The following is a 26,621-nucleotide window of genomic DNA, read 5'->3' as shown; positions in this document are numbered from 1 at the left end:
CCCTCCCCCACTCCCGGCGCGCGCCGCGCGACCGGGCGATCCCCCCTGCCTGAGAAGGAGCGAACATGTCCGTCCCCACCCGCACCCTCGGCGCGCTCCGCGTGAGCGCGCTCGGCCTCGGCTGCATGGGGATGAGCTGGGCCTACGGGCCCGTCGACCGCCGCGAGGCGATCGGCACCCTGCACCGCGCCCTCGACCTCGGCGTCAGCCTGCTCGACACCGCCGACCTCTACGGCGGCGGCGCCAACGAGGAGCTGCTCGCGGAGGTCCTGCGCGGGCGGCGCGACGAGGTCGTCCTCGCCACCAAGTTCGGCATCGTCCCCGGCGCCGACGGCTACCCGGCCGGGGTGAACGGCAGGCCCGAGTACGTCCGCACGGCCTGCGAGGCGTCGCTGCGCAGGCTCGGGGTCGACCACGTCGACCTGTACTACCTGCACCGCCCCGACCCCACGGTCCCCATCGAGGACACCGTGGGCGCGATGGCCGAGCTCGTGTCCGCGGGCCTGGTCCGCCATCTCGGCCTGTCCGAGGCGTCGGCGCGCACGCTGCGGCGGGCCGCGGCCGTGCACCCGATCGCCGCGCTGCAGTCGGAGTGGTCGCTGTTCAGCCGGGACGTCGAGCGGTCGGTGCTCCCGGCCTGCCGCGAGCTGGGCGTCGGCCTCGTACCGTTCAGCCCGCTGGGGCGCGGGATGCTCACCGGCGGCCTCGACCCCGCCACGCTCGCCGCCGACGACTTCCGCCGCAGCCTCCCCCGCTTCACGGGCGAGAACCTCGAGCGCAACCTCGCCGCCGTCGCCACGGTCCGGCGCATCGCCGACGCCCACGGCGCCACCCCGGGGCAGGTGGCGTTGGCCTGGCTGCTCGGCCAGGGCGACGACGTCGTGCCGATCCCCGGCACGAAGCGGGTGCACTACCTCGAGGAGAACCTCGGCGCGCTCGACGTCGAGCTCACCGGACAGGACCTCATCGAGCTCTCGGCGATCCGCCCCGCGGGCGAGCGGCACCGCGACATGGGGTTCGTCGAGCTCGACACCCCGGAACCGGCAGCGCGGTAGCTCACTCGTCGGCAGCTCACCGGCCGGCGCCGAGGCGCACCGCGCAGGCCGCGTCGAAGCCCTGGTCGGTGATGCCCAGGGCGTGGTTGGCACGGCCGCGCATGTTCTCCAGCGCGATCGCGTGGGTCAGCTCGACGAGCCCGGTCCGCCCGAACTCGGCTTCCAGCTCGGCGACCTGGTCGTCGGTCACCGTCATCGGCTGCGCGGTCATCGCGTCGGCGTAGGCGATCGCGAGGCGCTCGGCCCGGTCGTAGCGGGGGTCGGTCGCGTAGTCGTCGATGTGGCGCAGCCGCTCCACGTCGAGCCCGTCGAGGCGCTGCAACATGGCGCCGAAGTCGACGCACCACGAGCAGCCCACGACCGTCGCCGCCCGGTACACGGCCAGCTCGCGAACCCGCTTCGGCAGCGAGCGGGGCGCCCACTCGTGCGCGGCGTCGGCCACCAGCGATGCCCAGAACACCCGGCGGTTGTGCAGGGCCACCGCGAACGGTTCCGGCACGGCGCCGAACCGGCGCCGCGCGTACCGCAGCACGAGCCGGGCGAAGAAGCCCGCCTCGTACTCGGGAACCGCGGGGATGCGTGGCATGTCGTCCTCCTCCGTTTCGCTTTTTCGGGGCGCTTCCACGGAGGGGACGGGGTGGCGCCTGCGTTCGTGACAGCGCTCGACCGGAGCAGTGACCGGGCTCTCAGCGGGTGATCTGCTTGTGGCGGACCTCGGCCTGCCGGTCGGTGAGGATCGCGACCTGGTCGAGCACCACCCGCAACCGTGCGGTGTCGTCGGGGGCGTCCTTCCAGGCGGCCGCGAACGCCGGGTCGAGCGAGTCCGGTGCCCGGTCGCGCAGGGCGGCGGCCAGCTCGACGAGCAGCTCGCGCTGGTGGGCCTGCATGTCGAGCCGGCCGCGGTCGTCCATCACGTACCGCAGCGCGACCGCCTTGAGCAGGGCGACCTCCGCCGCGGCCCACGCCGGGACGACCAGGTCGGCGGTGTAGCGCAGCAGCGGGCGTTCCCCGTGCGCGGCCCGCGTGGCGTGCACGGCGGCGTGGACGAACCGGCCCACGAGCTCGCTCGTGAGCCGCTTGAGCGCCACGTGGTCGGCGGCCGACGCCGAGGCCGCCGAGAAGCCGCGCACGGCGGCGACCACCGGCAGCGCCTGCAGCGCGTCGGCGGCCTCGGCGAGCGCGCCCGCCTCGCCCCCGAAGTGGCGCACCGCGATGTCCACGAGCGCCGCGCGCTCCCCGGACGCGCCGAGCGCGGCCAGGTCGATGCGCCCGGCCAGGATGCCGTCCTCGACGTCGTGCACGGAGTAGGCGACGTCGTCCGACCAGTCCATGATCTGCGCCTCGAGGCAGCGCCGCCGCGGCGGGGCGCCGTCGCGGACCCAGGCGAACACCTCGGCGTCCTCGGGGTAGGCGCCGTACTTGGCGTCGCCGGGCGCACGCACCCACGGGTACTTGCAGGAGGCGTCCAGGGACGCCCGGGTGAGGTTGAGGCCGACACCGTCGATCTTGGGTTCGAGCCGGGTGAGGATCCGCAGGGTCTGCGCGTTGCCCTCGAAGCCGCCGTCGAGCCCGCACTCGGCGGCGAACGCGTTCAGCGCGCGCTCACCGTTGTGGCCGAACGGCGGGTGGCCGATGTCGTGGGCGAGCCCGGCGGTGTCGACGACGTCGGGGTCGCAGCCCAGCTCCTCGGCGATCCCGCGGCCGATCTGCGCGACCTCCAGCGAATGGGTGAGCCGCGTGCGCGGCGCACCGCTGACCTCGGTGCCCTCGCCCGGCCCCACGACCTGGGTCTTGCCCGCGAGCCGGCGCAGCGCGGCCGAGTGCAGCACCCGGGCCCGGTCGCGCGCGAACGGGCTGCGCCGCTCGGGACCCGCGCCCTTGGCCGGCTCCGGCGACAGGCGGGCGCGGTCGTGCGCCGTGTAGTGCACCACGGTGTCCATCGCTGCGGGGTGCGTCAGCCCTGGTCCGTGGACCCGCTGTCCACGGACGCGTGGGTGAGCTGGTAGTACAGCAGCGCCGCGGTCTCGCGGGCGATGTAGCGCAGCTGGGTCTCCCGCGTCTGCACCACCGGGCCGCTGCGGGTGGGCGAGGTCCACGCGTCGAGCCCGCTGTCGCGGGCCATGGTGCGCGCGCGCAGCGAGTGCCACGGGTCGCTCACCACGAGCGCCGTGGTCCAGCCGTCCTGCTGGGCCCGCGCGGCGACGGCCCGCAGGCTGCCGAGGGTGTCCGAGCCCTCGGCGACGGCGACCACCGCCTCGGCGGGCACCCCGCGCTCGATCAGGTAGCGCCGCCCGGCCTCGGCCTCGGTGTAGGCGTCGCCCGCCCGGTTGCCGCCCGTGGTGACGATCCTCGGCGCGAGCCCCTGCTCGTAGAGGGCCTCGGCGTGCCGCAGCCGGTAAGCGAAGATCGAGCTCGGCTCGCCGTCGTACTGCGCGGCGCCCAGCACGATCACCGCGTCGACCGGCTGCCGGTCGTCGATCCGCGCCACCTGCCACACCCGGAACGCGGTGCCCCCGACCACCAGGAGGGCCAGCACGAGCGCGCCGACGACCAGCCGGAAGCCCCAGCCGCGGCGCCGCGGCGGCTCGTCGCGCAGCGGGAGGGTGGGCGCCTCCCCGACCAGGTCGGCGACGCGCCGCGGTGGCGGGCCCGACGCGGGCAGCGCCCGCGTGAGTTCGTGCCGTGCGGTCATCAGCCGATCCGGCCGTCGGTGGCGGCGAGCGGGACACCCGTGCGCGCCGACCGGGCGGCCACCACCTGCGCCACGATCGACACCGCCGTCTCGGCGGGCGTGCGGGCCCCCAGGTCGAGCCCGACCGGCCCGTGCAGCCGGGCCAGCTCGTCCTCGGTGAGCCCCGCGGCCAGCAGCCGTTCCCGGCGCGCGGCCTGGGTGTGCCGCGACCCGAGCGCCCCGATGAACCCACGCCCGCGGCGCAGGGCGTCGATCAGCACGGCGTCGAACGCGGGCGCGTGGTCGATCAGGACCAGGACGTCGGCGTCGGTGAATGCGGTGACCGCCTGGTGGACGGTGGCGAGGTCGGTCTCGATGCGCGCCGACCAGCCGAGCAGCTCGGCCTGCGCCACCAGCGCCTCGGCGATCGCGCCGCCGCCCGCGACCAGCACCGACGGCACCGGCACCCAGATGTCGACCAGCAGCTCACCGGCGTCGGTGCGCACGCGCTCGGTGGCGGTGGCGCCGCGGCGCAGCAGCCTGCGCGCCGCCGCGAGGGCCTCGGCGTCGAGCTCGGGCGTGCCCAGCGACCCCTGCACGGCCTCCAGCTCGGGCCCGGTCAGCACGACCGCGCCGGTGCCGCCCGCGGTGGAGACCAGCGCGGCGGGCACGCCGCGTTCGAGGGCCTCCCCCAGCGCGGCCGCCTCCGCGGCGGGCAGCGGGTGGCCCAGCAGCGTGGCGCCGCCGGCGCAGGCGAGGCCGGCGCCGACCGCCGTGTCCTCCGCGACGTGCGCCTCGCGGGTCTGCGGAGCGGACACCGCGGCCGCGGCCAGCGGACGGACGGTGTCGTCGAGCGTGCCGCGGTAGAGCGCGCCCGCGACCGTGCCGTCGGCCCGGCCCGCCACGAGTTGGCCGGGCTCGACGGTGCCGAAGCCGTGGCGCTCCAGCACGCGCACCACACCCACACCTTCAGGCGCCCACCTGCGCAGCGCCGCACCGAGCTCCCGGAGCCCCGACACGGGGGCAGCGCCCGTTCCCGTCACACCGTCAAGCGTAGCGAGCAGGGACGACGGGATCGGCGGGATCGCGTCCCGGCGTGCCGATCGGGTGACGTGATCGGGGGCACGTCGTGGAACTCGCCGGGGACCTCCGGCGTTCGACCAGGACGAACCGGTCTACCCACGACACAGGAACCATGGATCCCGCAGACAGTACCGGCGCCGTCCTCGCAAGACGGCGTCCCGAACGGGCGGTCCGCCCGTGACCCCCATCCTCTCCGTCCTCCTCGGCGTGCTGGCCGTCGCCGCGCTCACCGCGCTCACCGGCTACTTCGTCGCCCAGGAGTTCGGGTACATGGCCGTCGACCGGTCCCGGCTGCAGGCCCGCGCCTCCGCGGGCGACGCAGGCGCCCGCCGGGCCCTCGGCGTCACCCGACGCACCTCCTTCATGCTCTCGGGCGCGCAGCTCGGCATCACCGTCACCGGCCTGCTCGCCGGTTACGTGGCCGAGCCGATGATCGGGCGGGGCGTCGCGGGACTGCTCGGCACCGGCGTGCCCGCGGGCCTCGGCGTCGCCATCGGCGCCCTGGTCGCGCTGGTGGTCGTCACCGTCGTGCAGATGGTGTTCGGCGAGCTGTTCCCGAAGAACCTCGCGATCGCCCGCCCCGAGCCGGTGGCCCGCGCGCTGGCGCTGTCCACGTCGGTCTACCTCGCCGCGTTCGGCTGGATCATCCGGCTCTTCGACGCGGCCTCGAACGCGCTGCTGCGAGCGCTGCGCATCGAGCCGGTGCACGACGTGGAGCACGCGGCCACGCCGCGCGACCTCGAGGCGATCATCGACGAGTCCCGCGACCGCGGCGACCTCGACGACGACCTGTCCGAGCTGCTGGACCGCGCGCTCGACTTCACCGACCGCACCGCCCGGGCGGCGATGATCCCGCGGCCGCGCGTCACCACGGTCCGCGCCGACACCCCGGTGGCCGACCTCGTCGACGTGATGGCGTCGGGGCACTCGCGCCTGCCGGTCACCGGAGAGGGCCCCGACGACGTCGTCGGCGTGTTCTGCCTGCGCGACCTGCTCGCGCTCGAGGGTCGCGCCGACCTGTCCGGCCTGCGGGTCGGGGACGTGGCCCGCGCCCCGCTGCTCGTGCCCGCGTCGCTGCCGCTGCCCGCCGTCCTCGATCGCCTCCGCGCGGCGGGCGACGAGTTCGCGGTGGTCGTCGACGAGTACGGCGGCCTCGCCGGCGTCGTCACGGTCGAGGACATCGCCGAGGAGCTGGTCGGCGAGATCACCGACGAGCACGACCCGGCGGACGCCGACGGCCTCCTGGAGGCAGGCGACGGCGCGTGGACCGTGCCCGGCGCGCTCGCGGTCGACGAGGTCGAGCGCCTGCTCGACGCGAACCTGCCCGAGGGCGGCTACCAGACGATCGGCGGCCTGGTGATCCACGAGCTGCAGCGGCTCCCCGAGCCGGGCGACCGGGTGCGGCTCATGCTCGCCGACGCCGCGCCGGACGAGGACGGCGAGCCGCCGCGCACGCTGGAGATCCGGGTGCTCGCGGTGGAGCGGCGCGTGCCCGCGAAGGTGCGGCTGGCCTGGGCCGACGCCGGGAGCGACGCGGTGGTGGCGGCATGAGCACCCCCGTCTCGCTCGGCGTCTCCGCGCTGCTGGTCGCGCTGTCGGCGTTCTTCGTGGCGATCGAGTTCGCGCTCGTCGCGGCCCGCCGCTACCGGCTCGAGGAAGCCGCCGCCACCAGCGCGTCGGCCAGGGCGGCGCTGCGCTCGGCCCGCGAGCTGTCGATGCTCCTGGCCGGCTCGCAGCTGGGCATCACGCTGTGCACCGTCGGGCTCGGCGCGGTCGGCAAGCCCGCCGTCGAGGAGCTGCTGCACCCGCTGTTCGGCGGGCTGGGCGCCCCGTGGGCCACGGTGGTGTCGTTCGTGCTGTCGCTGGTCGTGGTCACGTTCGTGCACCTCGTCGTCGGCGAGATGGCGCCGAAGTCGTGGGCGATCGCCCACCCCGAGCGGTCCGCCACGGTGCTGGCGCTGCCGATGCGGGCGTTCATGGCGGTGACGCGGCCGGTGCTCGTCGGCCTCAACGGCATGGCGAACTGGTGCCTGCGCCGCGTCGGCGTCGAGCCGGTCGACGAGCTCGCCGCCGGGCACAACCCCGACGACCTGCGCCAGCTCGTGGAGCACTCGGCCACCGCGGGCGCCCTCGACCCGGACCGGCGCAACCACATCGTCACCGCGCTCGAGCTCGACCGCACCCCGCTGCGGGAGGTGGCGCGACCGCGGTCGGAGGTGGCGGGTGTGCCCGCGACCGCCTATGCCGCCGCGATCCGCACGGCGTCCCGCGAGAGCGGCCACCTGCGGCTCGTCGTCTCCGACGCCGACGGCCGCGCGGTCGGGGTCGTGCACGTCCGCGACGCGCTGGCCGTGCCCGCCGCGACGACCGCGCGGCAGCTCATGCGCCCGATCCGCACGCTCCCGGCCGACCTGCCGATCCACGACGCGCTGTCGGCCATGCAGGCCGAGCGCAACCAGATCGCGTTGGTCGAGGCCGGCGGCGAGGTCGTCGGCCTGGTGACCCTGCACGACCTGCTCGACCGCCTGCTGCCGGCGGCCGCCTGACCACCCCGGTCACGGCGACGCGCAGCAGGACGCGGCCGACGTTGCGCCGCCCCTCGACGACGCGGTGTGCCTCCCCCGCCTCCTCGAGGGGCAGCACGCGGTCGACGAGGACGCGCAGCCGGCCAGCTGCGGTGGAGGTCCCACAGCTCGGTGCGTGGCGGGCCGACCTCGCGGCGGCGGACCCCGACGAGCACTTCGAGCACGGCCTCGCGCTCGTGCTCGCCGGGATCCGCGAGGCCGCGGGTCAGCAGCCGGCGAGCCGGGCGGCCAGGTAGGACTCGACCTGGTCGATCGCCACGCGGTCCTGCGCCATCGAGTCGCGCTCGCGGATCGTGACCGCTTGGTCGTTCAGGGTGTCGAAGTCGACCGTGACGCAGAACGGCGTGCCGATCTCGTCCTGGCGGCGGTAGCGGCGGCCGATCGCGCCCGCGTCGTCGAACTCGACGTTCCAGTGCTTGCGCAGCTGGTTGGCGAGGTCACGCGCCTTCGGCGACAGGTCGGCGTTGCGCGACAGCGGCAGCACAGCGGCCTTGACCGGGGCGAGCCTGCGGTCGAGGCGCAGCACCACGCGCTTGTCGACGCCGCCCTTGGCGTTGGGCGCCTCGTCCTCGCTGTAGGCCTCGACGAGGAACGCCATCATCGAGCGCCCGACGCCCGCCGCGGGCTCGATCACGTACGGCCGGTACCGCGCGCCCGACGCCTGGTCGTAGAACGACAGGTCCACGCCCGAGTGGTTCGAGTGCGTGGTGAGGTCGAAGTCGGTGCGGTTGGCGATGCCCTCCAGCTCGCCCCACTCCTGGCCGGTGAAGCCGAAGCGGTACTCGATGTCGACGGTGCGCTTCGAGTAGTGGGAGAGCTTCTCCTTGGGGTGCTCGTAGTGGCGCAGGTTGTCCCGCGAGATGCCCAGGTCGACGTACCAGTTGGTGCGCTCGTCGATCCAGTACTGGTGCAGCTCCTCGTCGGAGCCGGGCTCGACGAAGTACTCCATCTCCATCTGCTCGAACTCGCGCGTGCGGAAGATGAAGTTGCCCGGCGTGATCTCGTTGCGGAAGCTCTTGCCGATCTGGCCGATGCCGAACGGCGGCTTCTTGCGCGACGTGGTCTGCACGTTGAGGAAGTTCACGAAGATGCCCTGCGCCGTCTCCGGGCGCAGGTAGTGCAGGCCCTCCTCGGACTCGACCGGACCGAGGTAGGTCTTGAGCATCATGTTGAACTCACGCGGCTCGGTGTACTGGCCGCGGGTGCCGCAGTTCGGGCACGGGATCTCGGACAGGTCGTCCTCCGACGCCGCCTTGCCGGTGCGCTCGGTGTACTCCTCGGCGAGCTGGTCGGCCCGGAACCGGCGGTGGCAGGACAGGCACTCGACCAGCGGGTCGTGGAAGGCGCTGACGTGCCCGGAGGCCACCCAGACCTGGCGCGGCAGGATCACCGACGAGTCGATGCCCACGACGTCCTCGCGACTGGTGACGACGGCCTTCCACCACTGCCGCTTGAGGTTCTCCTTGAGCTCGACGCCCAGCGGGCCGTAGTCCCAGGCCGACCGGGTACCGCCGTAGATCTCCCCCGAGGCGAAGACGAATCCGCGCCGCTTGGCGAGCGCGACGATGGTGTCGATCTTGGCGGACGAGGGCTTGCTGGCCACGGGTGACTCCAGGTGAACGGACGGTGAGCCCCCAGCGTATCCGGCCCCCGCGACCGCATTGCCCGCCCCCGGTATCCATCCTCAAAAGGCTGGACTTATATAAGCAACGGCTGTAGCTTGGCGCGGTACACGCGTTCGACGTCCTCGGCGACCCGGTCCGCCGCCGGATCCTGGAGCTCCTCGCCGACGGCGAGCAGACCTCCGGCGCGATCACCGCCGTCGTCCGCGCGGAGTTCGGCATCTCCCAGCCCGCGGTGTCCCAGCACCTCAAGGTCCTGCGGGAGGGCGGCTTCGCCACCGTCCGCCCGGAGGGCACGCGGCGGCTCTACGCCGTGCGCCCCGAGCCGCTGCAGGACGTCGACGTCTGGCTGGACCGGTTCCGGCGGTTCTGGACCCCCCGCCTCGCGGCACTGGCCACCGAGATCGAGCGCGGCAAGCGGGAACGCAGGCTGCGCGCCGACCCACCCCGAGGAGTGACGATGTTCGACGTCGATCCGCAGATCAGCGCCGTCGACCGCAGGCTCGGAAGCCGCGAGCGCGACGGCCGCGAGGCGAAGGTCGTGACGATCAGCCAGGCGTTCGACACCGACGTCGAGGACCTGTGGCAGGCGTGCACCACGGCCGAGCGGCTGGCGCGCTGGTTCGCGCCGGTGTCCGGGGACCTGCGGCTGGGCGGCCGCTACCGGATCGAGGGCAACGCCGAGGGCACCGTCGAGCGGTGCGACCCGCCCGAGCGCTTCTCCCTCACCTGGGAGTTCGGCGGCGGCGTGAGCTGGGTCGAGGTGCGGCTGTCCCCCGAGCCGGGCGGCGGCGCGCGCCTCGAGCTCGACCACATCGCCCACCCGGAGGACCACTGGGCGGTGTACGGGCCCGGCGCCGTCGGGCTCGGCTACGACATGGCCTTCGCCTCGCTCGCCCGCCACCTCGCCACCGGCGAGGTCACGAACGACCGGGACAACGCCGGCTGGTGGGCGTCGGACGAGGGCAAGGGGTTCCTCGCCGCCGCGGGCGACCGCTGGTACGAGGCGGACGTCGCGGGCGGCGCCGACCCCGAGTCGGCCCGGGATGCGGCCGACCGCACCGTCGAGGCCTACACGGGCTGACCGGCGCGCCCGTCTGGCACGCTTCGCGCGTGCGCCACATCGACGTCGCCGAGCGCCGCAACCGGCTCGCCGTGCGGCAGCTGCTCACCCCGGCCGCCCGCACCGACGACGTCGCCGCCATCGCCGACGCCGTCGTCGGGCTGCACTCCACCGACCCCGTCACCGTGCACCTGTCGGCGGCGGCGCGGATGCGCACGCCCGTGCTGCCCGCGGCGGACGACGCGCTGTACGTGCAGCGGTCGCTGCTGCGCCACCACGCCATGCGGCGCACGCTGTGGGTGCTCGGACTCGAGCTGGCGCGCGCGGCCCACCACTCCTGCACGGTGACGCTGGTGGGCAGGCAGCGGAAGATGCTGCTCGACGCCGTGGCCGGGGCGGGCCTCGGCCCCGACCCCGAGCGGTGGGTCGACGCCGCCACCACCGAGATCCTCGAGGTGCTGGCCGACAAGGGCCCGCTGGCCGCCCGCGAGCTGGGCCGGCTGGTGCCCCACCTGGCCGTTCCGATCACGATCGGCACCGGGCGGCAGGCCACCGAGGTCGCCGCGCACTCGCGGCTGCTGCTCGTGCTCGGGTTCGAGGGCAGGGTGCTGCGGGCCCGGCCCACCGGCACGTGGATCAACGGCCAGTACCGGTGGGCGGCCGCGCAGGCGTGGGCGCCCGGGTTCGACGAGCCGCTCGACCCGCGCACCGCGGCCGCCACGCTCGTCCGCGCCTGGTTGCGGGCGTTCGGGCCGGGCACCCGCGCCGACGTGCAGTGGTGGACCGGCTGGACCGCCACCACCACCGCGCGGGCCCTCGCCGACGCGGGCGCCGTCGAGGTGGAGCTGGCCGAGGGCACCGGCTACGTCCTGCCCGACGACGTCGACCCGGTCGGCCCCGCCGAGCCGTTCGTCGCCCTCCTGCCGAGCCTCGACCCGACGACGATGGGCTGGAAGCAGCGCGGCTTCCACCTCGACCCGACCCATGGCCCGTTGCTGTTCGACCGCAACGGCAACGGCGGCGCCACGATCTGGGTCGACGGCCGGATCGTCGGCGGCTGGGCCCAGCGCGCCGACGGCACGATCGCGCTGCGGGTGCTGGAGGACATCGGCCGCGAGCGGACGGCCGAGGTCGAGCGGGCCGCGCACGAGCTCGAACGGCTGCTCGGCGACGTGCGCTTCACCCCGCGGTTCCCGGCGCCGCTGCACAAGGAGCTGCGCTCCTGACGGGCAGGCGCCCGGGCCTGGGCCTGCTGGCGGTGCCGCGGATCGTGCGGCGCCCTCACACCCCGCATCTTCCGAGCCCCGGGCCGGTCGTAGGGGCGTCCCGACCCGGGTTACGCGAGCAGGCTCCGGTGGGTGGTGGCGGTACCGCCTTCCGCCGTCACGAGCGTCTCGAACGTGGCGGGCTCGTCGACCGCGGCCTCGCTCAGCAGGGGCACCACGTGCTCGCGCACGGGGAACGGCGAGAGCGCGCGGCGGTAGGCGTCGACGGTGGCGAAGCGGACGGTGAGCACCCAGCGGTCCGGCTCGTCCACCGAGCGCCCGAGCTCACCGCCGAGGCAGCCGTCCGCGGCCGTGAGCAGCTCGAGCGCCGTCCGGGCGCGGTCGAGCAGGTCGGGCGCGGTGGTGAAGCGGCACACGAGCAGCACGACCCCACCCAACCACCGCGCGCCTACGATGGGACGTGCGGCCCGTACGCAGTGAGCACCGGGGAGCGCGGCCGCCGCTCCCGGGGATGGGGACACCGATGTCGATCGTCGCAGGCGCAGGGAACTCGAGCCCGGCCACCGCCGATCGCGAGCTGCCCGTCGACGATCGCGCCGAGCACGTCGCGGGCCGTCCCGGCCCGCCGCCCGCGCCGGTGCGCACCCCGCGGACGCTCGCGGCCGCGGGCGACCTGCTGCGCGCGCTCGCCGCGCCGGTGCGCATCGCGATCGTGCTGCAGCTGTTGGAGTCCGACCGGTGCGTGCACGACCTCGTCGACGCCCTGGGGGTGGCGCAGCCGCTCATCAGCCAGCACCTGCGGGTGCTGAAGTCGGCCGGGGTGGTGCACGGTGAGCGCCGCGGCCGCGAGGTGGTGTACTCCCTGGTGGACGACCACCTCGCGCACATCGTGGTCGACGCGGTCGCGCACGTCGAGGAGGGGTGATGAGCACCCGCGCGAACGGGCGGACGCCCACCACACGAGCCCTGCGCGCCACGCGGCAGCGGGCCGCGGTGTCGGCGATGCTGGACCGGCTCGACGACTTCCGGTCTGCGCAGGAGATCCACGAGGAGCTGCGCCGCGCGGGTGAGGGCATCGGCCTGACCACCGTCTACCGCACGCTGCAGACCCTCGCCGACGGCGGCGAGGTCGACGTGCTGCGCACCGGCTCCGGCGAGGCCGTCTACCGCCGGTGCGCGTCCGCGGAGCACCACCACCACCTCGTCTGCCGCCGCTGCGGCTACACGGTGGAGATCGAGGGGCCCGCGGTGGAGACCTGGGCGCAGCGGGTCGCCGAGGACCACGGGTTCGTCGAACTGAGCCACACCGCCGAGGTCTTCGGCCTCTGCAAGGACTGCGGCGCCAACCGCTGAGGTCCGGCCGGATCCCTCCGGTCGCTACCTGGCGCCGGATCGCTCGCTGCGGGAACATCGAAGTGAGCCCGAGTGCGAGAAAGGGGGATGACCTGCCGATGGAGGCCAAAGCAGGCGACCACATCGTCGTGGAAGGCACGGTCGTCGACCAGGGTCGCCGTGAGGGAGAGGTCCTCGAGGTCCTCGGGGCCGGTGACACCCGGTGCTACCGGGTGAGGTGGCGGGACGGCCACGAGTCGGTCTTCAAGCCCGGCCCGGGGGCCCACGTCACTTCTCCGCGATGAGCGCGGCGCGCAGGCTGGAGGCGCCGCTCACCACGAGCATCAGCAACGTCCCCATCGCCTTCTCGTCGAGCCCGGCGGCGGGGAACGCGTAGCGCCACGTCACGTCCCAGCCTGCGCGCCCGCGGATCACCCGCGGGGTGCCGAACAGGCCCTCACCGACCCCGAGCGCCACCTGACGGGGCACGTCCGAGTCGAGGGGCAGGTCCCACGCCACCACGCAGGTGAGGTTGAGGACCGGCAGGCCCTCTTCGATGTCGAGGCCCTGCAGCGCGCACACCACGCCGCCGTGGGCGAAGGTGAGGGCCCCGTCCTCGTCGACGGTGACGTCGTGGAAGCGTTCGAGCGCGGCCCGGGCGACGGCCAGCTGTTCCGCGATGGCTTCGGTCACGAGGCGGCCTCCGGGGTGTCGCGCGCGGCGCCGAAGCGGCGGTCGCGCTTCGCGTAGATCTCGATGGCCTGCCACAGGTGGCGGCGGTCGAAGTCGGGGAAGAGGGTGTCGAGGAAGACCAGCTCGGCGTAGGCCGACTGCCACAGCAGGAAGTTCGACGTGCGCTGCTCCCCCGACGAGCGGACGAACAGGTCCACGTCGGGCATGTCCGGCTCGTCGAGGAAGCGGGCGATCGTGCGCTCGTCGATCTTGTCGGGCTTGATCTTCCCCTCCGCCGCCAGCCGGGCGATCTGCTTGACGGCGTCGGCGATCTCCGCCCGCCCGCCGTAGTTGACGCACATGGTGAGCGTCAGCACGTCGTTGTTCTTGGTCTTCTCCTCGGCGATCTCCAGCTCCCTGATCACCGAGCGCCACAGCCGGGGGCGCCTGCCCGCCCACCGCACCCGCACGCCCATGGCGTCCATCTCGTCGACGCGGCGGCGGATCACGTCGCGGTTGAAGCCCATGAGGAAGCGCACCTCGTCGGGGCTGCGCTTCCAGTTCTCGGTGGAGAACGCGTACGCCGACAGCCAGCGCACGCCGATCTCGATCGCGCCGCGGGCCACGTCCATCAGGGCGGCCTCGCCGTGGCGGTGCCCCTCGATGCGGGGCAGCCCGCGCGCGTTGGCCCACCGCCCGTTGCCGTCCATGACCAGGGCGACGTGGTTCGGGACCAGCTCCGGCGGGATCGCCGGGGGGCGCGCTCCCGACGGGTGCGGCGGCGGGGGCTGGTACCGGCTCACGGGGGCAACCCTAAGGGCCGGGGTGGGGGAAACCTCAGGGTCCCTCCGCCGAGCACCCCAGGCCGGGCGAACCACCCATCCATCTACCGTGTGAATCATGACCGCCACCGCCCCCCAGCTCGACGGGATCGTCGGCTGGGTCGTCGACCTGATGGAGACGCTCGGCGCGCCCGGCGTCGGTCTCGCGATCGCGCTCGAGAACGTGTTCCCGCCGCTGCCCAGCGAGGTGTTCCTGCCGCTCGCCGGTTTCGCCGCGTCCCGGGGCGAGCTCAGCCTCGTCGCCGCGATCGTCTGGACCACCATCGGTTCCGTCGTCGGCGCCCTCGCCCTCTACGGACTGGGCGCCGCGCTCGGCAGGCACCGGCTGCGGGCGATCGCCGACCGGATGCCGCTCGTGGACGTCGGCGACATCGACAAGGCCGAGGCGTGGTTCGCCCGCCACGGCCCGAAGGCGGTGTTCTTCGGGCGGATGGTGCCGCTGGTCCGCAGCATGATCTCGGTGCCGGCGGGCGTCGAACGGATGAACGTGCCGCTGTTCCTCGCCCTCACCGCGGCGGGCAGCCTGATCTGGAACTCGATCTTCGTGGTGGCCGGCTACCTGCTCGGCGAGAGCTGGCACGTCGTCGAGACCTACGCGGGCATCCTGTCGAAGGTCGTGCTCGCGGTGATCGCGATCGCGGTCGTGGCCTTCGTGGTGCTGCGGATCAGGCGCGCCCGCCGGCCCGCGGAGGTGGCGCAGGAGGTGGCCCAGCCCGCGGAACCGCCCGCGCAGCAGCCGGTGGCGCCGGACCCGGCCTACGCCGACGCCCCCACCGAGCAGATCCCCGTGGTCCGCGCCATGCCCATCGGGCCGGTGCAGCAGTGGGCGGCCGAGTCGGCTCCGGCCGAGTGGGGGGCGCAGCCGACGCGCAGGCTGCCGGTGATCCGACCGGACATGCCGCCGCCACCGCGCAGGCGGTAGCCCGTGCGCACCTGGCCGCGCACCGGGGCCGGCGTCGCCCTCGGCGCCTGCTCCGCCGCAGGCCACCTGCTGCTGGCGCTCCCCCTCGCCGCGGCGCTGCTGGTGCCCGCGCTGCGGGCGCGGGCGGAGGCGGTGGCCCTCCGGCTCGCGGCGCTGGAGCGTCGCCGGGTCGCGCTCCTGCTCGGCGGGGCGGACGCGGGCGCCGACCCGGCGCCGGGGCGCGCGCTGCGCTACCTGGGCGCGCGGCTCCCGGTCGGGCTGCTGGGCGGCGCGGTGCTCGCGCTGCTCGGCGCCGGCCTGGTCTTCGCCGCGACGCTCCTGCACTCGTGGATCACGCAGACGCCGTGGCTCCTGGAGCGCGAGGCGGGCGTCGTCGCCACCTCCCGGCTGGTCGCCTTCTACGCGCTCCCCGGCGCCGTGCTGCTCTACCTCGCGCTCGCCGGGGCGGCGGGCGTGGCCCGCGGGGAGCGCACCCTGCTCGCCCGGCTGCTCGCCCCGTCGCGCGCGGAGCTCACCCGGCGGGTCGAGGAGCTGTCGCGCACGCGGGCCGCGGTCGTCGCGGCCATCGACGACGAGCGGCGCCGCATCGAGCGCGACCTGCACGACGGCGTGCAGCAGCGCCTCGTCGCCCTCGGCATGCTGCTGGGCAGGGCCCGCCGCCACCCCGACCGCGCGGACGAGTTCGTCGCGCAGGCCCACGACGAGGCGCAGCGGGCGCTCGCGGAGCTGCGCGACGTGTCGTGGCGCGTCTACCCGGCCGCGCTGGACACCGAGGGGCTCGCGGCCGCGCTCGCCTCGGTGGCCGAGCGGGCGCCGCTGCCGGTCCGCATCCGATGCGACCTGCCCGCCGAACCGCCCGCCACCGTGCGCGCCGCGGCCTGGTTCGTGATCAGCGAGGCCGTGACGAACGCGGCGAAGCACTCCGGCGCCCCGGGCGTCGACGTGAAGGTGACGGTGGAGGACGGGGTGCTGCGCGCCACGGTCCGCGACGGCGGGCGCGGCGGCGCCGACCCGGCGGGCGGCGGACTGTCGGGGCTCGCCCGCCGCGTCGCCGCCGCGGACGGCGCGTTCACGGTGACGAGCCCGCCCGGCGGCCCGACCGTGGTGACGGCGGAGCTGCCGTGCGGGTGACGATCGCGGAGGACTCCGCCCTGCTGCGCGAGGGGCTCGTCCGCCTGCTCGAGGACGAGGGCCACGAGGTGGTGGCCGCGGTCGGCGACGCCCGCGCGCTGCTCGGGGCCGTCGAGCGGGACCAGCCCGACGTGGTCGTGGTCGACGTGCGCATGCCTCCCACCCACAGCGACGAGGGCGTGGTCGCGGCGCTGGAGATCAGGCGGCGGTGGCCGTCGGTCGGGGTGCTGGTGCTGTCGCAGTACGTCGAGCGCAGGCACACCGCGCAGCTGATCGGCGACGACGGCGGCCGGGTCGGCTACCTGCTCAAGGACCGGGTGGCGCAGGTCGGCGAGTTCCTCGACGCCCTCGAGCGGGTCGGGGCGGGCGGAGCCGCGTTCGACCCGGAGGTGGTGCGGCAGCTGCTCGCCGCCGGACGGCGCGCCGACCCGCTCGCCCGGCTCACGCCGCGGGAGCGCGACGTGCTCGACGCGATGGCCGAGGGCCTCACCAACGCGGGCACCGCCGAGCGGCTGCGGATGTCGGTGAGCGCCGTCGAGAAGCACGTCGCGGCGATCTTCGCGAAGCTCGGCATCCCGGAGACCGCGGGCTACAGCAGGCGCGTGCTGGCGGTGCTGCGCTACCTCGGGTCCTGAACCTGGACGCGCCCGTGCCCGAGGAGTAGCGTCTTTTTCATCAAACGATGAAAAAGGGGGGGGACGATGATCGAGCGCACGACCTGCGCCGTCGTCGGTGGTGGCCCGGCCGGAATGGTGCTGGGTCTCCTGCTCGCCAGGGCGGGCGTCGAGGTCACCGTGCTGGAGAAGCACGGCGACTTCCTGCGTGACTTCCGCGGCGACACCGTGCACCCGTCCACGCAGCGGCTGCTCGACGAGCTCGGCCTGGGCGCCCGCTTCGCCGCGCTCCCGCAGAGCCGGCTCGACGAGATCGCCTTCCCGTTCCCCGACGGGTCCCGCGTCGTCGTCGGCGACCTGCGCAGGCTGCGGGTCGCTCATCCGTACATCGCGATGGTGCCGCAGTGGGACCTGCTCAACCTCCTCGCCGAGGCGGGTGCGGACGAGCCGACCTTCACGCTGCGGATGAACGCCGAGGTCACGGAGCTGGTCCGGGAGGACGGGCGCGTGCGCGGCGCGCGCTACCGCACCACGGACGGCGAGCGGCACGAGCTGCGCGCCGACCTCACGGTGGCCGCGGACGGCCGCTGGTCGATCGCGCGGGAACAGGTCGGCCTGCGCCCGAAGGAGTTCCCGGTGCCGATCGACACCTGGTGGTTCCGGCTGCCGCGCGGCCCCGAGGACCCGCCCGCGCTGACGCCGGTGATGACCGACCGGCGGTTCGTGCTGGTGATCCCCCGCGAGGGCTTCCTGCAGGTCGCCTACCTCGCCGCGAAGGGCGGCGACGCCCGGATCCGGGCGAGGGGCGTCGAGTGGTTCCGCCGGGAGATCGCCGAGTGCGTGCCGTGGTTGGCCGACCGGGTGGACGCGCTGGCCTCCATGGACGAGGTCAAGCACCTGGACGTCCGGCTCAACCGGCTCGACCGCTGGCACGTCGACGGCCTGCTGTGCATCGGCGACGCCGCGCACGCGATGTCGCCGATCGGCGGGGTCGGGATCAACCTCGCGGTGCAGGACGCCGTCGCCGCGGCCACGCTGCTCGCCGAACCGCTGCGCCGGGGCCAGGTCACCCCGGAGGTCCTGGCCAAGGTCCGCAGGCGCAGGCTGCTGCCGACGGTCGCCGTGCAGACGCTGCAGCGGATCCTGCACCGCGTCGTCATGAAGCCGATCATCGACGGGCGGCGGCGCACCCCGCCGAAGCCGGTCGTCGCCCTGATGCGGACGATCCCCGCGGCGTCGTTCGTGCCCGCCTACCTCGTCGGCGTGGGACCGCGCCCCGAGCACGCGCCGGGTTTCGCCCGCCGCGCGGCGGTCACGTCGTGACCCGGCGCTCCACCAGGGGCAGGGACCGCAGCTGCCGCTCCAGGTGCCACTGCAGGTGCGCGGCGACGAGGCCGCTCGTGTCACGGCGGGTGACGGCCGAGGCCGCGTCGGCGGTCTCCCAGTCGCCGTGCAGCAGCGCGTCGAGCAGCTGGAACGTCTCGGGTGACGGGCGCACGGAACCGGGCGGGCGGCAGCGCGCGCACACCGCTCCCCCGGCGGCGATGTTGAACGCGGCGTGCGGGCCGGGCTCGGCGCAGCGAGCGCACTCGGTGATCGCGGGCGCCCACCCGGCGTGGGTCATCGCGCGCAGCAGGAACGCGTCGAGCACGAGCGACGGGTCGCGCTCCTGCCCGGCCAGCGCGCGCACGGCCCCGACCAGCAGCAGGTAGACGCGCAGCGCGGGCTCGCCCTCCTCGGCGACGAGCCGGTCGGCCGTCTCGAGCATCGCGCAGCCGGCCGTGTAGCGGGTGTAGTCGCCGACGATGCCCGCACCGAACGCGTCGACGGTCTGGGCCTGGGTGACGACGTCCAGCGACCGACCCGTGTAGCACTGCACGTCGACGTGGTTGAACGGCTCCAGCCGCGCCCCCCACCGCGACCGGGTGCGCCGCACGCCCTTCGCGACCGCGCGCACCTTGCCGCGCCTGCGGGTGAGCAGCGTGACGATGCGGTCCGCCTCGCCGAGCTTCTGCACCCGCAGCACGAGGCCGGTGTCACGCCACAGGGTCACCGGCCAAGCCTACGACCGACCCGCGCTTGACACCCGGTCCCCACACCGGGTGAGGTCCCCTGAGAAGATCTCGAGGAGGCCCGGTGACCCACGTCGTGCCCGAGCACCAGCGCGCCGAGGCCGAGCGCACCCTCGCGGCCACCCCCGGCGTTCGCGGCGAGCCGAGCGACGCCGAGCGCTCGCGCACGCTGATCGCCGCCGCCCGCACCGGCGCGCTCGCCACGATCGGCGAGGGCGGCTTCCCGTTCGGCTCGCTGGTCGCGCACGCCGTCGACGGGCGCGGGCGGCCGCTGCTGCTGCTCAGCGACCTCGCCGAGCACAGCCGCAACCTGGCGGGCGACCCCCGGGCGTCGCTGATGGTCACCGAGGGCTCGCTCGCGCTGGGGCGGGTCACGGTGATCGGTCGGGTCGCCGAGCTCGCGGGCGACGAGCGCGACACCGCCCTCGAGGTCTACCGGGCGGCCCAGCCGGACGCGTTCTACGCCGGGTTCGGCGACTTCCGGCTGTACCGGATGGAGGTCGAGTCCGTCCGGTACGTCGGCGGGTTCGGCCGGATGAGCTGGGTGGACGCCGCCGCCTACACCGAGGCCGAGCCGGACCCGCTGCGCCCGCACGCCGAGCGGATCATCGCGCACATGAACGACGACCACGCCGACGCGCTCGTGCTGTTCTGCCGCCGCTTCGGCGGTCGGCCGGACACGGCGGTGGCGCGGATGGTGGGGGTCGACCGGTACGGGTTCTCCGTGCTCGCCGCCGACGAGCCGGGCGGGCCGGAGACGGCGGTGCGGCTGGCGTTCGAGGAGCGCACGGACACCCCCGACGCCGTCCGGAAGGCGATGATCGAGCTGGTGCGGCGGGCCCGCGCGGCCTGAGCGAGCCTCAGGCCGTCGCGGCGGCGTGGCAGGCGCCCCGCCCCTCGGCGTGGGCCACGATCCGCCCGCCCGCGACGCGCACCGCCACCTCCGTGGCATCGCTGACGACCCGTTCGCCCGCTGCGGCCGCGACCGCACCCGCGTCGTCGTGCACGACCTGCAGATGGGGCCACGCCGACTCGGGGAACGCCTGCCGGATGCAGCGGCACACGTCGGCCACCACGAGCCGCGCGAGGGAGCCGAGCTCGCCGGGCTCGCCGGACACCAGCACCGCGGTGACCACCGACCCGGGCGGCGCCGCGCGCACCGCCTCCTCGACGGCCACGAGCCGGTGCAGCCCGAGCACGGCGACGACGCCGTCCGAGGCGAGGTCCGCGGGCGCCCCGCGCACGGCGTCCACGGCGGCGGGCGGCTCCCACGGCCGGTCGGTGGGGCGGGCCTGCGGCGCGTACGGCAGGTGCGGCGGGGCCCACTCGTCGCCGCGACCGCTGCCGAGCTCGAGGTCGGCGAGCCCTTCGCAGGCACGCACGACGTCGAACGGGTCGGCGAACCCCGGCGCGGCGGCGGCCAGCTGGGCCGCGCCGTGCAGCGTGGTGAGCGCGACCTCGGCCGCGCGCACCCGGCGACCCGGCCCGTGCAGCCGTTCCAGCGCGAGCCCGAGCAGGATCGCGTCGAGCGCCATGAGCTGGGCGAACGGGGTGCGCAGGCGCTCGTCGGCCAGCACCTCGGGCACGAGGTCGGCATCGAGCGGCACCGTGCCGTTCCGGTCGTCCGAGGCGAGGGGGAGCCGCCCGACCCACGCCCGCGCGAACGCGCCGAGCGCCGCGCGCGCCGTGGCGCCGGGAACCACCTGCGGGATCGGCGCCCGTTCCGCCTCCGCGGCGAGCACGGCGAGGTAGAGCGCGCGCTTGCCGGGGAAGTTGGAGTAGACCGCGCCCCTGGTCAGCTCCGCGCGCTCGGCGATCACGTCGATCTTGGCGTCGCGGAAGCCGCGTTCGAGGAACTCGGTGCGGGCCGCCGCCAGCACCCGTTCCCGGGTGCGTTCCTGAGCCTGCGCCCTGGTGAGCCGGGCCATGCGTCTCCGTCCGTGGTGTCGCCGACGCCGCGATGCTACGGTCACCATTCAGATGATGAGAACATCTGATCTGAACATCTGGAGGATGGCGTGCCAGGACCGCCCGAGATCGACCCGACCGACCCCGCCGTGCTGGACGACCCGTTCCGCGCCTACGCCCCGGCGCGCGAGCGCGGGCCGGTCGCCCGGCTCGCCGCCCCGGGCATGCCCCCGATGTGGGGCGTGCTGCGCCACGCCGAGGCGCGCGCGGTGCTGTCCGCTCCGGAGCGGTTCGCGCTCGGCCCCGCGAGCTACGCGTTCCGGCTGGACGTCGCCGAGGACCTGCAGCCGTACCTGCGCACCGTCCAGGAGATGGAGGGCCCCGCGCACACCCGGCTGCGCAGGCTGGTCGCCCCCGCGTTCACGCCGCGGCGGGCCGCGCGGTTCCGGCCCCGCATCGAGCCGATCGTGCAGGCGCTGGTCGACGACCTCGTCGCGCACGCCGCGGACGGTCCCGCCGACCTGCTCCCCCACCTCGCCCACCCCCTGCCGATGGCGGTGATCTGCCAGCTCGTGGGCATCCCGCCCGCCGACCGCGCCCGGTGGCAGCGGTACGGCACGGCGCTCGCGACCGGGGACGGCGGGCGGTTCGCCGCGGCGTTCCCCGAGATCGTCCGGGACGCGCGGGCGGCGGTCGAGGCGCGCAGGCGGGCGCCCGCCGACGACGGCCCCGGCGACGTCGTGTCGGACCTCGTCCGCGTCCACGACGAGGACGGCGACCGCCTCTCCGACGTCGAACTCGTCGCCCTCGTGTGGCTGCTCGTGCTCGCCGGGCAGACCCCGGCCAACCTCATCGCCAACGCGGTCGAGGCGTTGCTCGCCCACCCCGCCCAGCTCGCCGCGCTGCGCGCCGACCCGGCGCTCGCGGCGGGGGCGGTCGACGAGCTGATCCGCTGGTGCAGCCCCCAGCTGCTCACGATCCCCCGGATCGCGGTGCGGGACGTCGAGCTGGCCGGCGTGCCGGTCTCCCGGGGCGACCTGGTCACCGTCGTGGTCCCGGCCGTCAACCGGGACCCGCGGGTGTTCCCCGACCCGGACACGCTCGACATCACCCGGGCGGGCGCGGCGGCCCACCTCGGGTTCGCCCACGGGCCGCACTTCTGCCTGGGCGCGGCGTTCGCGCGGGTCGAGACCGAGGTGGCGCTGACGACGCTGCTGCGTCGCGCGCCCGGCCTCGCGCTCGCTCCCGGGGTGCGGCGGGCACCCGACGGCGGCACGTGGCGCCTCGCCGCCCTGCCCGTGACGCTCTGAGCGGCGGTCGCGCTCAGAAGCCGAGCTTGCGCAGCTGCTTGGGGTCGCGCTGCCAGTCCTTGGCGATCTTCACGTGCAGGTCGAGGTAGATCTTCGTGCCCAGCAGCGCTTCGATCTGCCGCCGCGCGTCCGCGCCGACCTGCCGCAGCCGGGCCCCACCCCTGCCGATCACGATGCCCTTCTGGCTGGGCCGCTCGACGTAGATGCTGGCGTGCACGTCCAGCAGGTCGTCGCGGCCCTCGCGGGGCGTCATCTCCTCGATGACCACCGCGATGGAGTGCGGCAGCTCGTCGCGCACGCCTTCGAGCGCGGCCTCCCGGATCAGCTCCGCGACGAGCGTCTCCTCCGGCTCGTCGGTGAGCTCGCCGTCGGGGTACAGCGGCGGGCCCTCGGGGAGGCGGGCGACGAGCAGGTCGGCGAGCAGGTCGACCTGGAACCCGTCGACGGCCGAGCAGGGCACGATCTCGGCGAAGTCCATCAGCTCCGCGAGCTGCGTGAGCCGCTCGGCGATCTGCTCGGGCCGGGCGAGGTCGGTCTTCGTGACGATGCCCAGCACCGGGGTGCGGCCCGCCACCGAGCGCAGCTCGCCCGCGATGAACCGGTCGCCGCGGCCCACCGGCTGGTCGGCGGGCACGCAGAAGCCGACGACGTCGACCTCGGCCCACGTCTCGCGCACGACGTCGTTGAGCCGGCTGCCCAGCAGCGTGCGCGGCTTGTGCAGGCCGGGCGTGTCGACGACGACCAGCTGGGCGTCCGGGCGGTGCAGGATGCCGCGGATCGCGTGGCGGGTGGTCTGCGGGCGGCTCGACGTGATCGCGACCTTCTGGCCGACGAGCGCGTTGGTCAACGTCGACTTGCCCGCGTTCGGCCGGCCGACGAAGCAGGCGAACCCGGAGCGGAAGCCCTCGGGGACCTGGGGGAAGCCCATCACAGCGGGGCGAGCTTCTCGCCGGTGAGCTTCTCGAGGATCTCCCGGCCGATCGGCAGCGCGGCGGTGGCCGCGGGCGACGGCGCGTTGAGCACGTGCAGCACGGAGCCGGGGCCCTTGCCCTGCTCGACGAACAGGAAGTCGTCGACGAGGGTGCCGTCGGCCTTGACCGCCTGCGCGCGCACGCCCGCGCCCGCTCGGTGCAGGTCCTCGGCCCGCACGTCGGGCAGCATGCGCTGGATCTGCTTGACCATCGCCTTCTTCGACAGCGACCGGTACATCTCGCCGAAGCCGTACTTCCAGTGCCGCTGCGCGACCTTGAGCATGCCCGGGTAGGTGATGGTCTGCAGGAACTCCTTGGGCTTGACCACGCCCCAGGAGTAGCCCTCGCGGGCCAGCGCGAGCACCGCGTTGGGGCCCGCGTGCACGTGCCCGTCGATGCCGCGGGTGGCGTGCACGCCCAAGAACGGGAACGCCGGGTCCGGCACCGGGTAGATCAGGCCCTTGACCAGCTCCGCCGCGCGGTCGCTGAAACCGGAGTACTCGCCGCGGAACGGGATGATCCGCACGCCCGGGTCGACGCCCGCGGCCCGCGCGACCTCGTCGCAGCGCAGCCCCGCGCACACGACGACCTGCTTGCCGAGCAGGTCGCCGGTCTCGGTGCGCACGACCACGTCCTCGGCGCGGCGCGCGATCTGGTGCACCGGGCGGTTGAGGTGGATCTCGCCGCCCTCCTTGGTGACGAGCTCGCCGATCTTCTCCGCGATCGCCTTGTAGTCGGTGATCCCGGTGGACGGGACGTACAGGGCGGCGAGCCCGCGCACATGCGGCTCGTACTTGCGCATCCCGGCCGGGTCCAGCTCGTGGTTCTCCACGCCGTTGGCGTCGCCGCGCCGCTTGAGCTCGGCCAGGCGCGGCAGCTCCTCCGGCTCGGTGGCGACCACCAGCTTGCCGGTGACCTCGTGCGGCAGGTCGTGCTCGCGGCAGAACGCCACGGTCTCCGCGCACCCCGCGACCGCGAGCCGCGCCTTGTACCCGCCGGGCGCGTAGTAGAGCCCGGAGTGGATGACGTTGGAGTTGTTGCCGGTCTGGTGGCGGGCGAGCTGCGGCTCGCGCTCGACGACGGCCACCGACCGGCCGGTGCGGACCACGGCGTGGGCGGTGGCGAGGCCGACGATGCCGCCGCCGACCACGACGACGTCGAAGGAGGGGGTGCTCATTTGCTGGTCTCCGGGTGAAGGGTCTCGATGACGGTGCCGGACGCGTCGGCACGCAGGACGTGGGCGGTGGGGCCGAGGTCGCGCACCGCGGCCAGGGAGGCCGGGTCCACGGAGTCCGACCCGGTGACGACGGCCGCCGCCTCCAGGCCGGCCGCGCCGCTGGACACCGCGGCCGCGACCGCCGCCTGCAGCGCGGTGAGCGCGAGCGACGGGAGGGCGACGGTGGCCGCGGCGTAGGTGCGCCCGTCCGAATCCCGGACGGCCGCGCCCTCGGGGGCGCCGGTGCGCGCGCGGGCCGACCTGGCCAGCGTCACGATCTTGGCGTCCTCCGGGTCAGCCTGGTCCTGCATGTTCACTTGCCTCCGCTTCGCTTCGGTGGGCGCGTGGGCCCGGTGGGGCGCTCTCGGGCTCCCCCTGGGTGGTGTCGTCGTCGGCGGCCGGCCCGTCGGGCGCGGGGGCCGGGCGCTCGACCGGCTCCACCAACACGGTGTTGATGCGGATCCGCCCGCGCGCGTCCTTGCCGCCCTCGGCCAGGAGCCGCAGCCCCGCGACCTCGGTCTCGGCGCCGGGCAGCGGCACGCGCCCGAGCTGCTGGGCGAGCAGCCCGCCGACCGTGTCGACGTCGGCGGCGGCGAGCACCTCGCCCAGCTCCTCCTCCAGGCCGGGCGGGCCGTCGGGGCCGCCGAACAGCTCCAGGAGGTCCTCCACCGGCAGCCGCGCCGACAGCCGCAGCCGGCCGCCGTCGAGCTCCTGGACGTCGGGCACCTCCACGGTGTCGTACTCGTCGGTGATCTCGCCGACGATCTCCTCGAGGATGTCCTCGATCGTGACGACGCCCGCGGTGCCGCCGTACTCGTCGACGACGATGGCCATGTGGTTGCGGGTGCGCTGCATCTCCTTGAGCAGCTCGTCGACCCGCTTGGTGTCCGGCACGAGCACCGGCGGCCGCATGACCTCCACGAGCGGCGCGTCCGGCCGCTCCGCCTGCGCCCGGACGAGGTCCTTGAGGTAGGCGACCCCGATGATGTCGTCGATGTTCTCGCCGAGCACGGGGATGCGCGAGTAGCCGCTCTTGAGCGCCAGGCGCAGCACCTTGTCGACGGGGGTGCCGCGCTCGGTCCACACGACGTCCGGGCGGGGCACCATGACCTCGCGGGCGATGGTGTCCCCCAGCTCGAACACCGAGTGGATCATCTTGCGCTCGGACTCGTCGACGACGCCGCTGGTGCTGGCCATGTCGACCAGCTCGCGCAGCTCCACCTCGGAGGAGAACGGGCCCTGCCGGAAGCCCTGGCCGGGCGTGATCGCGTTACCGACCAGGATGAGCAGGTTCGTCAGCGGGCCGAGCAGCGTGGCCAGCGCCCGGACCGGCGCCGCGACGAGCATGCCGATGCGGTAGGGGTGCTGGCGGCCGAGCGTGCGCGGGCCGACGCCGATGAGGACGTAGCTGACCACCACCATGATCGCGCCGGCGGTGAGGCCGCCCGCCCAGTCCCGGTCGAAGATCTGGATGAGCGCGATCGCGAGCAGCACGGTGGCCGAGGTCTCGGCGGCCAGCCGCAGCAGCAGGAGCAGGTTGACGTGCCGCGGGCGGTCGGCCGCGACAGCCGCGAGCGCCCGCGCCCCGGGGCGCCCGGCCCGCACGAGCGCCTCGACCCGGGCCCGCGAGACCGTGTTGAGGGCCGCGTCGGCGGCCGCGAACAGCCCGGCGAGCGGGACCAGCAGGACCGCCGTGACGATCAGCGGGAGGGTGCCGTCCACCGGGGTCAGGTGTCCTCGAGACCGGCCGTGCCGAGAACGGCGGAGTCGCTGCGGTGCCGGGCGGCCTCGGCCGCGGCCTGGCGCCGCGCCGCCCGCCAGTCGGAGAGCAGCTTGGCCTGCAGGGCGAACATCTCCCGCTCCTGGTCCGGCTCGGCGTGGTCGTAGCCGAGCAGGTGCAGCACGCCGTGCACGGTGAGCAGGTGCATCTCGTCGGCGAGGCTGTGGCCCGCCTTGCGGGCCTGGGCCTTGGCGAACTCCGGGCAGAGCACGATGTCGCCGAGCAGCGCGGGGCCGACGTCGGGGGCGTCGGGGCGGCGCGACTCCTCCGCCAGCTCGTCCATCGGGAACGACAGGACGTCGGTGGGCCCCGGCTCGTCCATCCAGCGCTCGTGCAGCTCGCTCATGACCTCTTCGGTCACGAGCAAGATGGACAGCTCGGCCGCCGGGTTGACGTGCATCGCGTCGAGGGAGAACCGCGCCACCGACGCCAGGAGCGCCTCGTCGACGGCGACCCCCGACTCGTTGCACACCTCGATCGACACGGTTTCCCCTGCTCCTGCTCGCCTACCGGACAACCAGCCTAGACCGTCGCGCCGCCGCGCTA

The 26,621-nt window shown here is 74.9% G+C and carries 30 protein-coding genes and 1 pseudogene; 16 read left to right on the top strand and 15 right to left on the bottom strand.

Annotated elements, in window-relative coordinates:
* Window positions 1-65 precede the first annotated feature (65 nt).
* Window positions 66-1,055 (top strand): aldo/keto reductase, encoded by a 990-nt coding sequence (locus VKZ81_RS10370; protein WP_324241258.1) that lies wholly within the window; start codon window positions 66-68, stop codon window positions 1,053-1,055.
* A 16-nt stretch (window positions 1,056-1,071) separates the two neighbouring features.
* On the opposite strand, the gene VKZ81_RS10365 is transcribed toward VKZ81_RS10370, so the two are convergent.
* The 4 genes from VKZ81_RS10365 to VKZ81_RS10350 all read right to left on the bottom strand — a co-directional run bounded on the left by VKZ81_RS10365 (window position 1,072) and on the right by VKZ81_RS10350 (window position 4,685).
* Window positions 1,072-1,641, bottom strand: coding sequence for a carboxymuconolactone decarboxylase family protein (locus tag VKZ81_RS10365; protein WP_324241257.1), 570 nt, complete (start codon window positions 1,639-1,641; stop codon window positions 1,072-1,074).
* Between the two features lie 100 nt (window positions 1,642-1,741).
* On the bottom strand, window positions 1,742-2,995 hold the full coding sequence (locus VKZ81_RS10360; protein WP_324241256.1) for a deoxyguanosinetriphosphate triphosphohydrolase: 1,254 nt from the start codon (window positions 2,993-2,995) through the stop codon (window positions 1,742-1,744).
* A 14-nt stretch (window positions 2,996-3,009) separates the two neighbouring features.
* A complete protein-coding gene (locus VKZ81_RS10355) occupies window positions 3,010-3,747 on the bottom strand; it encodes a YdcF family protein (protein ID WP_324241255.1) in 738 nt (245 codons plus the stop codon).
* Window positions 3,747-4,685, bottom strand: coding sequence for an XdhC family protein (locus tag VKZ81_RS10350; protein WP_324241254.1), 939 nt, complete (start codon window positions 4,683-4,685; stop codon window positions 3,747-3,749). Before VKZ81_RS10350 ends, VKZ81_RS10355 begins: the two co-directional genes overlap by 1 nt.
* 301 nt (window positions 4,686-4,986) lie before the next feature.
* Here VKZ81_RS10350 and VKZ81_RS10345 point away from each other — a divergent pair, with 301 nt between their 5' ends.
* The 3 genes from VKZ81_RS10345 to VKZ81_RS10335 all read left to right on the top strand — a co-directional run bounded on the left by VKZ81_RS10345 (window position 4,987) and on the right by VKZ81_RS10335 (window position 7,630).
* Window positions 4,987-6,360 carry a hemolysin family protein gene (locus VKZ81_RS10345; RefSeq protein WP_324241253.1) on the top strand — a complete coding sequence of 458 codons (1,374 nt, stop codon included), beginning with the start codon at window positions 4,987-4,989 and terminating at the stop codon, window positions 6,358-6,360.
* Window positions 6,357-7,355, top strand: a complete 999-nt coding sequence (locus VKZ81_RS10340) for a hemolysin family protein (protein ID WP_324241252.1) — start codon at window positions 6,357-6,359, stop codon at window positions 7,353-7,355. Before VKZ81_RS10345 ends, VKZ81_RS10340 begins: the two co-directional genes overlap by 4 nt.
* A gap of 131 nt (window positions 7,356-7,486) precedes the next feature.
* Window positions 7,487-7,630: a TetR/AcrR family transcriptional regulator C-terminal domain-containing protein gene (locus VKZ81_RS10335; protein ID WP_324241251.1), complete on the top strand. Its 144-nt coding sequence runs from the start codon at window positions 7,487-7,489 to the stop codon at window positions 7,628-7,630.
* Here the strand turns inward: VKZ81_RS10335 and VKZ81_RS10330 are convergent.
* Entirely contained in the window at window positions 7,600-8,997 is a 1,398-nt protein-coding gene (locus tag VKZ81_RS10330; RefSeq protein WP_324241250.1) for a glycine--tRNA ligase, read from the bottom strand. The genes VKZ81_RS10335 and VKZ81_RS10330 overlap by 31 nt on opposite strands.
* Before the next feature lie 167 nt (window positions 8,998-9,164).
* On the opposite strand from VKZ81_RS10330, the pseudogene VKZ81_RS10325 reads away from it, so the two are divergent.
* The 3 genes and pseudogenes from VKZ81_RS10325 to VKZ81_RS10315 form a co-directional block, all read left to right on the top strand.
* Window positions 9,165-9,449 (top strand): annotated as a pseudogene (locus tag VKZ81_RS10325) (ArsR/SmtB family transcription factor); the annotation flags it as partial.
* A 27-nt stretch (window positions 9,450-9,476) separates the two neighbouring features.
* A complete protein-coding gene (locus VKZ81_RS10320; protein ID WP_324241285.1) occupies window positions 9,477-10,100 on the top strand; it encodes an SRPBCC family protein in 624 nt (207 codons plus the stop codon).
* Window positions 10,101-10,129: 29 nt separating this feature from the next.
* Entirely contained in the window at window positions 10,130-11,305 is a 1,176-nt protein-coding gene (locus VKZ81_RS10315; RefSeq protein WP_324241249.1) for a winged helix DNA-binding domain-containing protein, read from the top strand.
* Window positions 11,306-11,415: 110 nt separating this feature from the next.
* Here the strand turns inward: VKZ81_RS10315 and VKZ81_RS10310 are convergent, their stop codons facing one another.
* Window positions 11,416-11,730, bottom strand: coding sequence for an antibiotic biosynthesis monooxygenase family protein (locus VKZ81_RS10310; protein WP_324241248.1), 315 nt, complete (start codon window positions 11,728-11,730; stop codon window positions 11,416-11,418).
* Window positions 11,731-11,828: 98 nt separating this feature from the next.
* On the opposite strand from VKZ81_RS10310, the gene VKZ81_RS10305 reads away from it, so the two are divergent.
* From VKZ81_RS10305 to VKZ81_RS10295, 3 genes are all read left to right on the top strand, one after another.
* Window positions 11,829-12,230 (top strand): ArsR/SmtB family transcription factor, encoded by a 402-nt coding sequence (locus VKZ81_RS10305; protein ID WP_324241247.1) that lies wholly within the window; start codon window positions 11,829-11,831, stop codon window positions 12,228-12,230.
* Window positions 12,230-12,658: a Fur family transcriptional regulator gene (locus VKZ81_RS10300; RefSeq protein WP_324241246.1), complete on the top strand. Its 429-nt coding sequence runs from the start codon at window positions 12,230-12,232 to the stop codon at window positions 12,656-12,658. Before VKZ81_RS10305 ends, VKZ81_RS10300 begins: the two co-directional genes overlap by 1 nt.
* Window positions 12,659-12,756: 98 nt before the next feature.
* Entirely contained in the window at window positions 12,757-12,942 is a 186-nt protein-coding gene (locus tag VKZ81_RS10295; protein ID WP_324241245.1) for a DUF1918 domain-containing protein, read from the top strand.
* Here the strand turns inward: VKZ81_RS10295 and VKZ81_RS10290 are convergent.
* Window positions 12,926-13,330, bottom strand: a complete 405-nt coding sequence (locus tag VKZ81_RS10290; protein WP_324241244.1) for a hypothetical protein — start codon at window positions 13,328-13,330, stop codon at window positions 12,926-12,928. The genes VKZ81_RS10295 and VKZ81_RS10290 overlap by 17 nt on opposite strands.
* Entirely contained in the window at window positions 13,327-14,112 is a 786-nt protein-coding gene (locus tag VKZ81_RS10285) for an isoprenyl transferase (protein ID WP_324241243.1), read from the bottom strand. The genes VKZ81_RS10290 and VKZ81_RS10285 overlap by 4 nt, the downstream gene beginning before the upstream one ends.
* Before the next feature lie 97 nt (window positions 14,113-14,209).
* Here VKZ81_RS10285 and VKZ81_RS10280 point away from each other — a divergent pair, with 97 nt between their 5' ends.
* The 4 genes from VKZ81_RS10280 (at window position 14,210) to VKZ81_RS10265 (ending at window position 18,141) form a co-directional block, all read left to right on the top strand.
* Entirely contained in the window at window positions 14,210-15,073 is an 864-nt protein-coding gene (locus VKZ81_RS10280) for a DedA family protein (RefSeq protein WP_324241242.1), read from the top strand.
* A gap of 3 nt (window positions 15,074-15,076) precedes the next feature.
* Entirely contained in the window at window positions 15,077-16,204 is a 1,128-nt protein-coding gene (locus VKZ81_RS10275) for a sensor histidine kinase (protein ID WP_324241241.1), read from the top strand.
* A complete protein-coding gene (locus VKZ81_RS10270) occupies window positions 16,195-16,839 on the top strand; it encodes a response regulator transcription factor (protein WP_324241240.1) in 645 nt (214 codons plus the stop codon). Before VKZ81_RS10275 ends, VKZ81_RS10270 begins: the two co-directional genes overlap by 10 nt.
* A 66-nt stretch (window positions 16,840-16,905) precedes the next feature.
* The gene (locus VKZ81_RS10265) at window positions 16,906-18,141 is read left to right on the top strand and encodes an FAD-dependent oxidoreductase (RefSeq protein ID WP_324241239.1); all 1,236 of its coding nucleotides are present in this window, start codon (window positions 16,906-16,908) and stop codon (window positions 18,139-18,141) included.
* Here the strand turns inward: VKZ81_RS10265 and recO are convergent.
* The gene (recO, locus tag VKZ81_RS10260) at window positions 18,131-18,871 is read right to left on the bottom strand and encodes a DNA repair protein RecO (RefSeq protein ID WP_324241238.1); all 741 of its coding nucleotides are present in this window, start codon (window positions 18,869-18,871) and stop codon (window positions 18,131-18,133) included. The genes VKZ81_RS10265 and recO overlap by 11 nt on opposite strands.
* Window positions 18,872-18,954: 83 nt before the next feature.
* On the opposite strand from recO, the gene VKZ81_RS10255 reads away from it, so the two are divergent.
* Window positions 18,955-19,743 carry a HugZ family pyridoxamine 5'-phosphate oxidase gene (locus VKZ81_RS10255; RefSeq protein WP_324241237.1) on the top strand — a complete coding sequence of 263 codons (789 nt, stop codon included), beginning with the start codon at window positions 18,955-18,957 and terminating at the stop codon, window positions 19,741-19,743.
* Between the two features lie 7 nt (window positions 19,744-19,750).
* Here VKZ81_RS10255 and VKZ81_RS10250 read toward each other — a convergent pair whose 3' ends face one another.
* Window positions 19,751-20,818 (bottom strand): TetR/AcrR family transcriptional regulator, encoded by a 1,068-nt coding sequence (locus VKZ81_RS10250; protein WP_324241236.1) that lies wholly within the window; start codon window positions 20,816-20,818, stop codon window positions 19,751-19,753.
* Window positions 20,819-20,908: 90 nt separating this feature from the next.
* Here VKZ81_RS10250 and VKZ81_RS10245 point away from each other — a divergent pair, with 90 nt between their 5' ends.
* Window positions 20,909-22,108: a cytochrome P450 gene (locus VKZ81_RS10245; protein ID WP_324241235.1), complete on the top strand. Its 1,200-nt coding sequence runs from the start codon at window positions 20,909-20,911 to the stop codon at window positions 22,106-22,108.
* 13 nt (window positions 22,109-22,121) lie between these two features.
* On the opposite strand, the gene era is transcribed toward VKZ81_RS10245, so the two are convergent.
* Genes era through ybeY form a run of 5 tightly spaced genes read right to left on the bottom strand, consistent with a single transcriptional unit; the run spans window position 22,122 to window position 26,559 of the window.
* Window positions 22,122-23,036 (bottom strand): GTPase Era, encoded by a 915-nt coding sequence (gene era, locus VKZ81_RS10240; RefSeq protein ID WP_324241234.1) that lies wholly within the window; start codon window positions 23,034-23,036, stop codon window positions 22,122-22,124.
* Window positions 23,036-24,256: an L-2-hydroxyglutarate oxidase gene (lhgO, locus tag VKZ81_RS10235; RefSeq protein WP_324241233.1), complete on the bottom strand. Its 1,221-nt coding sequence runs from the start codon at window positions 24,254-24,256 to the stop codon at window positions 23,036-23,038. Before lhgO ends, era begins: the two co-directional genes overlap by 1 nt.
* Entirely contained in the window at window positions 24,253-24,606 is a 354-nt protein-coding gene (locus VKZ81_RS10230; protein ID WP_324241232.1) for a cytidine deaminase-like protein, read from the bottom strand. Before VKZ81_RS10230 ends, lhgO begins: the two co-directional genes overlap by 4 nt.
* Entirely contained in the window at window positions 24,590-26,017 is a 1,428-nt protein-coding gene (locus VKZ81_RS10225; protein ID WP_324241231.1) for a hemolysin family protein, read from the bottom strand. The genes VKZ81_RS10230 and VKZ81_RS10225 overlap by 17 nt, the downstream gene beginning before the upstream one ends.
* Before the next feature lie 5 nt (window positions 26,018-26,022).
* The gene (gene ybeY, locus VKZ81_RS10220; RefSeq protein ID WP_324241230.1) at window positions 26,023-26,559 is read right to left on the bottom strand and encodes an rRNA maturation RNase YbeY; all 537 of its coding nucleotides are present in this window, start codon (window positions 26,557-26,559) and stop codon (window positions 26,023-26,025) included.
* Between the last annotated feature and the right edge of the window lie 62 nt (window positions 26,560-26,621).

It is taken from the genome of Pseudonocardia sp. (assembly GCF_035305885.1).
In the GTDB taxonomy this organism is placed as follows: domain Bacteria; phylum Actinomycetota; class Actinomycetes; order Mycobacteriales; family Pseudonocardiaceae; genus Pseudonocardia.
This window is presented reverse-complemented; position numbering and strand designations above follow the sequence as displayed.